Below are 11,937 nucleotides of genomic sequence, written 5' to 3' on the forward strand. Positions count from 1 at the left end.
CTTTAGCCATTATAGGAAAACCAAATCATTACCTAGGACAGTTTACCTGAGCTTACTGAAATTACCGAATCACATTCCTCAAGCAAGAATTAATCTGTTTCACATTCAGTTCCGTAACTTGATGTGTACAACATACATAGGCGTAAGGTTTTAATGGAATTTGCTCCACAAAGTTTAAAAAGACAGATGCTTCTCTTAAGGAAGGTGCGAATAAGTCCTCTTGTCTCAGCATGTGGATAAAAGCCAGCCATTCGAGGCGAGTATCGAATGTGAATAGCTGGCCTATTTTCGAGATACTCAACAAAGAATACTGGCTGTTAGACCATGCCCTGCGAGTCTTAGTAGACTTATTCGCACCTTCCTTAACTGTTCAGGCGCTCGAATCTTTAAGAAATAGTGCCATTCCTGCACATTCCATCCTTTTATTTAGCAAATATGATGAATAAAAGCGCAAAGAAGTAACAACCGCGGAAGCAGGTTCGAAAAGCTATTTTTATGCATTTTATTGGTTAATAATCACTCCATCGAAACGCAACGGCGCTTCACAACTGATGACAATTTAAATATTCTGGAGACATATTATGAACACATTTACTAAAGCAACATTGGCTCTTTTAACTTCTTCTGTTATTGCAACTTCTGCATTTTCAGCACCGCAAGCGGCTAGTGATGATTCTCAATACGAAGCATACCGTAGCAGCGTTTCAAGCCTAGAAGCACTGTCTAACACTCTAGAGAAAAAAGGCATTAACTTTAACGCTGATGTTAACCTTCAAGGTGCGACAACTTTCGCTAAAAAAACAGAAGCATACAATGACAAATACGACGAATTGCAAACCATTTTTAATGCTGCGCATTTTTCAAACTAATCGTTTTTGAATTCAAATAATTCCTGTTCTTCTAAGCCAGATTACCGAAAGGCGATCTGGCTTTTTTATTACTCAAAAACAGGTCTAAAGAAACTGCGTTCATAACTCAAGATGCATTTTGTGTCTTTTGCATAGTTAAAGGCTTCAACGCACTCTTTATCTAACATCGATTTTTCTCTGTATTCTTCATAAGCAGATAAACTAGGAAAAGAAAATAATGCTAATGCTTTATTACTCGCGCCTTCTGATGGTAAAAAATACCCATGGTGTTGGCCACCAAACTTATTAACAAGAGGAATCCAAAGCTTTGCATAATGCTCAAACTCTTTAACTTTATAAGAATCAATTACATAATTTATATAACAGGTTATCAAGGTATACTCTCCATCAAAATACGATTTGAATGCATCATACAAAATTAACAATCCAGTGTGTAGATTCTTATAACATTCTCTACAGCATGCATTCAATCAGATCGAAGGCATCGTACTTCCTCCTCCTTCTTCCCGAACATAACTGAGCCATAACATCATGTACATTATGTTATAGCACAGCTAATATAAACTTGATGCGAAGCCTTTACAGAACATGAAAACAAAAAGAAGCAGCTCAGAAACCTTATCAATACATTCGTTATTGATTTCTTTAGGAGAAAATGAAAATGGACATATCCATCCGTACTGGAACCTCAAATCACCTAGTTGAGATTAACGATATCTATAATCATTATGTGATTCATAGCAATGCGACCTTTGATACTCTGATCTGGGGTTACGAGCGTCGCCTTAAATGGTTTGATCAGTTTAATACTCCGTCTGATCTCTATCATTTAATGGTTGCCACATGTGATGGTGAGGTTGTTGCTTTTGCCTACAATGCCCAATTTAAAGAAAGGCAAGCTTACTCAACATCGTCTGAAGTTACTGTGTATGTTAAACCCAGTTTTGAAGGCCATGGGCTAGGTTCCAAGCTCTACCATGCATTGTTTAATAAAATAGCACTTACCAGCATACACAAACTCTACGCAGCGATTACCATTCCTAATATTGCCTCAATTAAACTTCATGAAAAACACGGCTTTCATTTCGTAGGCACTATGAAAGAAGTGGGGTTTAAAAACGGTGCTTATCATTCTGTCTCTTTGTTTGAAAAAACCGTCAATACACAGAGCGCTCAACATTGACCTATTTACTGTTTCTTATACACTCGTCTGACCGATAAGTTTTTTCAATAATGTCTCATCTATAGTTTGGGATAGCTCATAAGCAGCGGGATACACCAAGGTATAAAATGGCGCGTGGCATAAATGCGCGATCTTTTCACCTTTGAAAGCAAACTCATTATCAAACATGACATATGGAGGATAGAATTCTCGATTACATTGCATCCAGCTCTTCGCGATAGAAGCACAATCAATACGGTCAAGTTGATAAAGCGCCAATTCGAACTTCACCAATAATACATGTCGATCGAACCATTCATTTTTCTGAGCATTTCGCCACGATAAGTAAACATATTCTGCATTCAATAAGGTTTTTATCAAACGGTTTTCAAAGTACAGTGCAATGGCTTCAGATAGGTACGGCTGTATGTCTTGTTTTAAAACAAATTGATTTCTTACTGTTTCTTGATGGAGAAGGTGTCCACATTCATGCGTCAGCAAAGCGAGTGACTCAAGATCCCCTACAAAGTAGACTTGAATAAACGACCCTTTAGGCGTATCAAAGCAAAAAGAGGGTTCATCCTGATTCGATATAAAACGAATTCGACCTTCGGAAAAGGCCCTTTTTACCTTCCCCCTAAAACGCTCATCATAGAGTGAAAATTGACTATCGATATAGTCAATTGCGTCTTCTATTGAAAATGTTAAGTGACTCCAAGCTTGCCTTTGTATCGCTCGGAGCATACTTAGTGATAGGCTTTTCTCGGAGGAGACCATTTTGCTTTCAGCTCGTAAAGAAGGCGGGATCATAGAATCGAAATAGGCTCTAGATTCTTCAAAGACGTTATCGGTATTCATTTCCTGAATCAAGGATATAAAGGCCTTTTTAGGATTCGCTCTCTGGTTAAAAAGGCGAGGAAAGCCATTTTTTTCTAAAGGATCGGACAAAATTCGATATTTTATACGATCTACTAAAATACGGTTTTCAGTAGTCAATGCAGAGGAATCTTTCTCAGCACAGATATGAGAAGAGACAGGGGCAGGAACAAAAGCAGCGGCAGAGATACAGTCAGAACCAGTCTCATTGAAATCATCACTATCATTTTTCAGCTGTTGAGCCCATGTAGGTACGTCACTCAATGAGGCACTCAGCAACCTTGTTAAAAAAGGCTTTGCATCCTCTATTAACACCGATGCTGTTTTATCAAGTACACACTGCAATCCATGCACACCATCACAAGAGCACGTTATTTTCATTAAATAAAACAAGGACTCTAACGCATCAAATAACAAATCCAATTCTTTATACGCTTCCATTTGTTGCGTAAAAGAAAGCTCTGAGTCATTCAATTTCTGAGCTTTTTCTTGAATGTTAAGAGCTTGATCCATCACACCCTCAATAGTTGCAGGCATTTCAAAAGCATCAAGACGCCATTGCTTGTACTTATCTTCAATCAACATATTCCGTTACGCCTCTCACTTGGGCTCCTTTTAAATATTTTGGTTTAGTTTTCACTTAACGGATGATTCAAACGGGATTAATCAAAAGGTGTAACACCTACCGGATGCTGTAAGAAATAACTCACAGAAAAAGTAGGAGAGTCGAGACAGTAAACAGCATGGAACCATCCAGCAGGTTGAATCAATATTTCTCCGGGATGCAATACGACTTCTAAGGATTTTGCTTTTTTAAACAATGGAAAATCTTTAAAATTTGGCGTTTCAGGCTTTACCCAACAGGGTTGGTAATTGTTATAGGCTTTCATTGGGTATAGCAATGACGCCTGATCTGGAGAAAATAAAATGACTTTTTTGCGACCTATTAGCTGATATAAAAAGCCATCTAATGGATCACGATGCAAACTGCTTGCAGGTGCATCAACAGGAACACAGCCAAGCCATATTTGTGGCGCAGAGAAATCGTGTGTGGTGAAGTAATGAGGTAAAAAGTCTTCTCTCATCTGCCAAGGCAAACTGCAGCCTTCCGTATAGACTTTTGTATGCCCTTCAATAACATCTGCTGCTTTTTGATTTTGTACTAATGACATTTTATCAACAAATTCAGCAACCGTTTCTTTCACCGTTGTAGAACGCACTCGCAATAAAACATCACCATAGCTTTCCTTTAATTTATCAAGAGACCATGCATGATGAGGCGTATTAGTTGGCGGATTACGGATAATAAAAGGGATTTTTTGTTCAATCGTTTCTAGGATTTCCAACTCTGTTGGTGAGTCAAGATAAACAATCGCCTTCGATGCATAGGCCTCTCGGTATGTATTCGTTGCATCGTGAAAAGTATGCTGTGTCATTTTTGAAGGCTTTACTAACGCTTTCGCAAGGTGATTCACCAAATGGAGATTACCAGACATCTCCATATGCCCAATAATATCAGGGTCTCTATAGTCCACTCCTTCGACATTTGTTACTATTTTTTCAGCGACATGCAGAGGCATTCTAATATAGGCATCCTTATCCATTAAGGGGTCAGATGTCATTACAAGGTTTACATCATCAAAACAGACAGATAAGCAATGGCTTTCTTCGCTTTCTGTCACAAAATCAAATTGACATCGCCCTGATATTTTTTCAGGATTTTCAAAACCAGCGGCTAACTCCTCTGCTAATGCAGAAACAATTGGTGATTGATACTCAGTCGTCTTTTTATGCTTTTTTGTATTCGTTTTTTGGTTCTGCATATCTAATGTGGTTGTCATATGTTTTCCTCCTTGAAGTGATGTATTTTATAATACGTTTCTAATGTCAAATTGCGTGTAGTAAGTCAGAGAAATAAGAGAGTCCACTAAGTTTTTTTGACTATCAATCCAGTCAACTTGTTTATCAATAAATTCTTGCTGTACTTCCTCAAGCGAAAAGTAGCTCGCTTTCCCCACTTGATAACGCTTTCTTTGTTGTTCCAACCCTACCTTTGCTAATTCAACTTGTGCTTTCAACACACCTGTCTGAATTTTCAATAATTCACTGTTTTTCAAGTCACGTTCATAAAACGTATTTAGCCTTTTTAACGATAACGATTTTTCAATAAAGTCATTATCCGCTTGTGCTTGTAAAGCCGCTTGCTCTTGCTGCAGTCGCTTATTCGTTAGTAAATACGAGAACCGAATACCATAAACCTCCTCTTTACTGCTTAAGGAAGTTTGATACTGATTTTTTTGATATCGATAAAACACATCAAGATCCGGTCTTAAGCTGTCCTCTTCTTTTTGAGCTTCCAATTGAGACGATTCATAAGATAAAGAAAGAGCCAAATAGTCAGGGTGTGTCTCCAGTATCGTGACGTATTGGATACTTTTTTCCAGTAAAATCACTAACTGTGATAAAGAAAATGGAATGAGCTGAGAAACCTCTTGAGATTGAACCTCTAAGAGCGCATCACGTTGGGCAAGGTTCATTTGCAATACCGCTTGATCAACGACGGTTTTTTGAAGCGACTGCTGTAAGCGGGCTTGCTGTAATTCGTAGAAAGTGGCTTTTTCCACTGCATGCATTTTTTCTACTAAATACGTGGTTTTCTTTATGCTGTTTAATAACTCTTGTTGAATCAGCCAATTTTCGTACGCCAGTTGATAATCAGCAAAATCAGATAACGCATTTCTATAGACGGTAAGTAACGTTCTATTTTGAGAATTAATAAATTGTTGCCATTGTTTTTCAGCCAACGTTTTATCAATTTGACGATAGTATCGGCTATTATTTTTTAACAATGGCTGGCTGATCGTCGCGGTTAGTTGCTGAGATGATTGACGTTCAAACAGAGGCTCAGCCCCTAAATTTTCACCATTAATATGATTCATATTTACCGACACTTCAGTACCTATATCGGATACCCAAGTCGTTTCAAGACCAAAATTAATTTGATTAGACGAAGTACGTGCTCCTAGCTCTGTGGATCGGCTTTCTTGTAATCCCGCAACGGCTGTTACTGTTGGTTTCCAATACTCACGCCCAATACTTAGAGCCAATGATTGTGCTTTTTGTTGGGCGCTAAGCTGCTCTATTTGATAATTTTGCTTAAGCTGAATATCAAGATAGTGTTTTAACGTTAATGCTTGTTTTCCATAAGCATTGATACTCAAACCCAGCAGAAAGATAACAACATACAGACTCTTCATGATGGCTCACTGAGTGCTGTACGTAGATATTTACTGAAAGGGTCAAAAATATAGTTAATTAAACGCCTTTCACCCGCTCTAATATCAACGTTTAATGCACTTCCTGGACGGAGTAATGTGTCTCTTGACTCTTCTCTTAATGAGGTGATTTCTACTATTCTGCCTTTCATCCGATAAAGTCGTTCCCCTGACGATTCATCCGCCTGTGATGATGACGAAATAAAGGTGATTTCACCCATGATATAGCCATGATCTTCTGGATTGTTGCCTAAAGAGCTGGCTCGAAAAGCCATACCTGAACGAACCCATATGGCGTAACTCGCGGGAATTTGAATGTCAATTTCTAAATCTTTTTCCTCATAGCGTGGTCGAATAGATAACAATGTCGTTGTTTCAGGAATACGCTCTTTATCACCTTGAATTAGCAAGGCATCAACAATACCATCAATAGGAGACGTCACGGTCAAATCGGCTTTTGTTCTGATTTTGGACGTTAATTCAAATTCCGTTCTATGATAGGCATCGAGTTGATCATGTATTCTAACCAAACGTTCTAATACGTACTCACTCTGCATTTGATTTTGTTGCTTATCTAAACGAGCCAACTCTGACTCCAACGATTGCACCGCCTCAAGACTGCTTTCCAATTGAGACTCTAAAGTCAGTATCTCTGCATTGGCTTGATCAATACTTGCTTGGCTTTCAATACCATCAATAAACAGAGTTCTGATTCTATCAAGTTCTATTTGCTGTAACTTAATACGAGACTGTATATTTCTCTGCTGACGCTTTCCCGACAAGGTTTGCTCCATTAGGCTGTTCTTCTGCTGATCATTGACGTCTTTAGCATTCGCGAACGGTTTAGACAGATACTCTCCATAACCTAAATCAACTATGGAATTGGGGATACCTTTAAGAGCCGATTGCAACTGAGTTTCTGTGACGTCATCAATCAACGTTTGTATTTGATAGAAATCGCTCCACACATTTCGAGCTAGGTTTTTTAACTGTTGCTTTAACCCACTGATTTCCAGATCGATAATAGCGGTTTCAAATTGAATCAAGGACTGGCCTTTTTTAACTTGATCCCCTTCTCTTATGTGCATTTTCTCAACAAAGCCCGGCTCTGTATTACGAATTTCAAACAACTCTGATTTGGTATCAATAATGCCTTGAGCCGGAACAATTTTATCGACTTTAAAAAAAATGGCGCCTAACACAGCAAGGAAAAAGCACAAGAATATAATCCTTACCATGATGGTTAAATCTTTTGGTGTATTGAAATGCTGACTGTATAGCGGATCATCACTCAATATATTTAAGGTATGAATTTCTCTAAAGCTGTATCGCATCCGGTTCATTCTCTTCCATAAGTTCATCACCTAAACGATTCTGTTTAGGTTGTTTATTGTCTACTGACCCTTTTATTTCATCGGTTCTTGAAACAGACAGCCACATTTTCTGATAACTGTTTTCTGCTTGAATAAGATCCTCATGAGTGCCTATTACCTCAACTCTCCCTTGAGTCATAACAATCAATTTATCGCAATACGATAACGTATTTAAACGATGCGCAATGATGACCCCTGTTTTATCTTGGCACGCTTGGTAGATCGTTTCTTTGATTTTATCTTCCGTTTGATTATCAAGCGCACTGGTAGCTTCGTCGAACAATAGCACATCCGACTTCCTTACCAGAGCTCTAGCAATGGCAAGTCGTTGACGTTGCCCACCAGACAAATTATCTCCATCTTCTGATAGCTCAGTAAACATTTTATGTGACATTTCATCCACAAAATGGTCTGCACCCGCATCCGTTAGCGCCGTTCGAATGTCGTCTATTGAAGAACTTAAGCGCCCTAAATGTATGTTTTCCATCACTGAAGTATTAAATAGAAAGCTGGTTTGTTGTACCGAGGAAATTCGAGACCTCAAGATATCAGGAGACATCAAGCTAATGTCATATCCATTGATCTTAATTTTTCCTTTGGTTGGTTTATAAAATCCCATTAATAACGCCGCTACTGTGGATTTCCCTGAACCACTACTGCCGACGATACCCATTATATCGCCCTGATTAATCGTAAAGCTGACACCTCTTAAGACAAACTTCTTATCATCTTGTCCGTCACTATCATTACCTACTTTGCTATTATCACTCATATCAGGATAGCGAAACCAAACGTCTTCAAATTCGATATCACCGTTTAGATCAATGTCTTCATGAGTCAACATAAAAGCATCTTGGGTGGGTTTCAGCTCATTAAGTTTTTTATTCGCTAATTTAAAATTCTCCCAACCGCTTGCTGTCATCACTAATGAAACGAGAGGATTCACCACATTATTTGCCAACATATTAAAAGCAATTAATTGCCCAATGGTTAACTCATTCGCAAAGACCGCCTGCGCTCCAAAAAAGATAACCGCTATGCTAATAAGCTGGCTTTGAAAGTTAACCAATGCACTCACCACATTGTTTAATCGCGCCACATTAAAACTACCGTATAAGTTGGTCTCTAATGAAATATTGGCTCGGTTACGAAAATGCGACTCATTAGACAAAGATTTGATGGTTTTCATGCCTTTTAACGTTTCTATTAACGTTGATTGAAACCCTGCATCGTAGGTATACGCTTGCATAACACGCTTTCGAATAGGTTTTAATGCAACGCCAATCGTCAGAGCCATTAACACACCAATGCCAAGCACAATGCCCGTTAGTTGAGCGCTATAAACAAATAAAATGGGTAAGACGATGATCAAAGAAATAACCGAGACAACCGACGAAAGCGCTTGCCGAATTAAGAAATTAGACGCTTCTTTTACTTGGTCCACTAACTTTGTCAGGTTACCTACTTTATGCTGGTCAAAATACGCCACCTCCATATCCAGCAGCCGTGAAAAAACCTCCTTCCCTAAACCGTTTTGGTATTTCGCCAATAAAACATTTTCTTGGAAATCATGAAAACACTGGAACACACTGGAAGCAACGGCTGACAGCAACAAAAGAATGACCACAACGTACAAGGAGCCTGTTGCAGAATAGGGCAAAATTTTATCGGTAAAGGTTTGGAACCCCAATGGGGTAGCCACACCTAATAACGCCATAAATACCGCTGAACCAATGATGCTCCAGATGGTCGATTTATGATTAAAGAAGTGGGAATAGGTGTAGTTATTTTCAATTTTTTTATTCGTGCCTTTAATTTTCTTAAAAACTAATACTTGATCAACTAAGTTGAATTTTTTAATGACATTGATTAAATCTCCTTCATAAAAAAAAATCTCTTCATTAACATTAAAATATGCTGTTAAAATTACTTCTTTAGAATCGATCTCATTATTTTTTTGTTTAATTAAAAATGTATTTCCGTTTTTAGACATAGCCATAACAGATGAATTTTGATTGTTTTTTTTAGAAAAAACACTAAAAATAGAGGTTATATCATATGATAACTCTTTATTTTCATTAATACAGTCACATAACAATGATGTTGATATATGAGAATTTATAACTTTACTCGACATCGATAAAAAAGAGAAAGACGTACACTCTATATGATAAAAACATTGAGCCAGTTGATTTAATACGTCTTCCTGAAGCAAAACAGGTAATTTCATTTTCATATCCACAAAAAACATGCATCAATCAAAATTGATTGATGCATGTTAATTAATCAACTCTTTTGAAAAAATCAGAAAAATTAAAATTAAAATCAGAATTTTTATTTTTCAACCTAACACTAAATGTAATTGAATATTGATTATCTTCGATAGCTTCAGAGTAGTAATAAAATCTACTCTTTACATTTGCTGGAACTCTCATTTCATTGAGACCGACTCTAATATAATTCACATCAATTGCATTGAAATCAGATTCAGGAACCTCAACAACATCAAAAGAAACATCCATCGTTCCAATGCTTTGTTGATAAATTTCACTTTTAAATATTTTCTTCCAATAATCAAGCTGATCTATAGTGGAAATTTCGTTTAGTGTTATTCCTGCTATAACCTCATACGTGTCATTATGTATTTTCAAAATATTTTTTTCAGAGATATCATCCATAATCCAATCATCGGAAATTGAGACCTCCCATAAGAATGGTCGTTCTCCAATTGTTACTTTTTCAGTACATCCTAAAAGAAAAACCACAAAAATTATAAAAATATTTTTCACATACACCTCATGATCAATAATGTTTTTTCAAAATAGGGTGATGAGCCTCTAAAGTCTTTCTATATAGGCGCCATTCAGCTTCTTGTAATAGAGAAGTAACATCCTTACTAAGACCTCCTTTATCTACATAATCTACCGCTTTACCTACTTGTTTGTCCCACGCCTTATCAAACGATGAGTTTTCATAAGCGTTAGATGTTGCAACTCCTGTCATCGCAGATAAAACCGAGCTTATTCCCAAACCCGCAGGAGTTGTTCCCGATATTACTTTTACAACTCCTGATGCCGCCTCAGATATAATTTCATCATCAAGTTGTTGAGCCCCAGCTTTAATAGTAGCTCCTATAAGTGAGTTCCCGCCATCAATATATCTTTGAGTATTTGTAGCAACTGTATGCGCACCACCTAAACGAGAGGTAGCCCCTATAAATTTCCCAGAACCTTCAGAAAGCCCCCCTTTTTTTGGCTTATTATCAGAACCAGATGATACTGAAAGACTTCTAGTATAGGATGCTTCAGCATTATCTAGACTCCCACCGCCACCGCCACCGCCACCGCCACCGCCACCGCCACCACCACCGCCAAAAGCGATACTAGATAATGATTCAGAATGTGTGATATGAGATTTTTTATAAATACGTGACATAAATAGAACTCCTTACTATATTAATCACTTGCAACTAGAAATACTCCAGTTACTGCTAAATTAGAAGATATCTTCTTCTAAAACTCGATAACAATTACTACTTTTGAAAGATTTTATTATTCACGTTTACACCCTTCCAGTGGTAAATTTTTCGAATGCTTCCATCTGTGTTTCTTCCTAGACTAAACGCGATGTCATCAGGAAATACATGGGTCTTGAGATCTTTTAGAATGGCCTTTGCATGGCCCCAAGGCGCAATGTAGTCATGAAATAATAGATGTTCTCCAGAATTCCATTCCTTAAATGCTAACGTGCCTTTATCGTCGAGGATTCTTTGTTTTTGCTCATCACCAATCCACGCCCATGACTCTAAACCTACGGGGTTCTGATCATCATCAAAATAAATTTTTACTTGGTTATGCAGCAATGGCGCAATAATTTCTAAGTCAACGTTTCTCATTGTCCAATTCTTATGATAATCAGACTGAGACATTAACCAAATACACACACCTAATGAGGTTTCAAAATTCATTTAATCTAATCCTTCAGATAAAATTTATCGGGTGTTTTACAAAACAACCGTAATCACCAAATTCGTCTTAACCGCGCGACATTACTGTCTTTAAGATAAGCTTTCTCACATGCAATATTATTAGCAATACAATGTTGTTTTAGAAAACGATAAAATGGCAAAGGTGACGAAAAAGGCGCTACAATGCTTTCAAAAATCACGTCTAAATTGTCATCCTTGTTGTAATCATAGTGTTGGTATACTTCACTGGATTTCAACGAGTAAACTGCTAGACCGCACGGCTTATTTTCATTATTAAATAGAATGATAATGCTTTGATCATTAAAGGATTTTTTAAGTGATTGGAAAAATTCAGCTATTTGAAATAGTTGAATATCGAGAATGACATGACATTAACAACATTGATGCCACACCC

General features: G+C 37.5%; 11 protein-coding genes. 2 read left to right on the forward strand and 9 right to left on the reverse strand.

Annotated elements, in window-relative coordinates; all coding sequences use genetic code 11:
* Window positions 1-581 precede the first annotated feature (581 nt).
* Window positions 582-869, forward strand: a complete 288-nt coding sequence (locus tag ACMUMJ_RS08275) for a hypothetical protein (RefSeq protein WP_414678348.1) — start codon at window positions 582-584, stop codon at window positions 867-869.
* A 68-nt stretch (window positions 870-937) separates the two neighbouring features.
* Here ACMUMJ_RS08275 and ACMUMJ_RS08280 read toward each other — a convergent pair whose 3' ends face one another.
* Complete coding sequence (locus ACMUMJ_RS08280) at window positions 938-1,243, reverse strand: NIPSNAP family protein (protein ID WP_414678390.1); 306 nt, start codon at window positions 1,241-1,243, stop codon at window positions 938-940.
* A 287-nt stretch (window positions 1,244-1,530) separates the two neighbouring features.
* Between ACMUMJ_RS08280 and ACMUMJ_RS08285 the strand changes: the two genes are divergently transcribed.
* On the forward strand, window positions 1,531-2,052 hold the full coding sequence (locus ACMUMJ_RS08285; RefSeq protein WP_414678349.1) for a GNAT family N-acetyltransferase: 522 nt from the start codon (window positions 1,531-1,533) through the stop codon (window positions 2,050-2,052).
* A gap of 15 nt (window positions 2,053-2,067) precedes the next feature.
* On the opposite strand, the gene ACMUMJ_RS08290 is transcribed toward ACMUMJ_RS08285, so the two are convergent.
* The 8 genes from ACMUMJ_RS08290 to ACMUMJ_RS08325 all read right to left on the reverse strand — a co-directional run bounded on the left by ACMUMJ_RS08290 (window position 2,068) and on the right by ACMUMJ_RS08325 (window position 11,522).
* The gene (locus ACMUMJ_RS08290; protein ID WP_414678350.1) at window positions 2,068-3,492 is read right to left on the reverse strand and encodes a gluzincin family metallopeptidase; all 1,425 of its coding nucleotides are present in this window, start codon (window positions 3,490-3,492) and stop codon (window positions 2,068-2,070) included.
* Window positions 3,493-3,569: 77 nt separating this feature from the next.
* A complete protein-coding gene (locus tag ACMUMJ_RS08295) occupies window positions 3,570-4,748 on the reverse strand; it encodes a cupin-like domain-containing protein (RefSeq protein ID WP_414678351.1) in 1,179 nt (392 codons plus the stop codon).
* A gap of 27 nt (window positions 4,749-4,775) precedes the next feature.
* Entirely contained in the window at window positions 4,776-6,164 is a 1,389-nt protein-coding gene (locus ACMUMJ_RS08300; RefSeq protein ID WP_414678352.1) for a TolC family protein, read from the reverse strand.
* Entirely contained in the window at window positions 6,161-7,516 is a 1,356-nt protein-coding gene (locus ACMUMJ_RS08305) for an HlyD family secretion protein (RefSeq protein ID WP_414678353.1), read from the reverse strand. The genes ACMUMJ_RS08300 and ACMUMJ_RS08305 overlap by 4 nt, the downstream gene beginning before the upstream one ends.
* Window positions 7,500-9,785 carry a peptidase domain-containing ABC transporter gene (locus tag ACMUMJ_RS08310; RefSeq protein WP_414678354.1) on the reverse strand — a complete coding sequence of 762 codons (2,286 nt, stop codon included), beginning with the start codon at window positions 9,783-9,785 and terminating at the stop codon, window positions 7,500-7,502. The genes ACMUMJ_RS08305 and ACMUMJ_RS08310 overlap by 17 nt, the downstream gene beginning before the upstream one ends.
* Window positions 9,786-9,837: 52 nt before the next feature.
* Window positions 9,838-10,344 (reverse strand): hypothetical protein, encoded by a 507-nt coding sequence (locus tag ACMUMJ_RS08315; RefSeq protein ID WP_414678355.1) that lies wholly within the window; start codon window positions 10,342-10,344, stop codon window positions 9,838-9,840.
* 13 nt (window positions 10,345-10,357) lie between these two features.
* Window positions 10,358-10,990, reverse strand: coding sequence for a hypothetical protein (locus ACMUMJ_RS08320; protein ID WP_414678356.1), 633 nt, complete (start codon window positions 10,988-10,990; stop codon window positions 10,358-10,360).
* Window positions 10,991-11,087: 97 nt separating this feature from the next.
* Window positions 11,088-11,522, reverse strand: coding sequence for a toxin-activating lysine-acyltransferase (locus ACMUMJ_RS08325; RefSeq protein ID WP_414678357.1), 435 nt, complete (start codon window positions 11,520-11,522; stop codon window positions 11,088-11,090).
* Window positions 11,523-11,937 lie beyond the last annotated feature (415 nt).

The sequence above is a fragment of the Marinomonas phycocola genome (assembly GCF_047525455.1).
Classification (GTDB): domain Bacteria; phylum Pseudomonadota; class Gammaproteobacteria; order Pseudomonadales; family Marinomonadaceae; genus Marinomonas.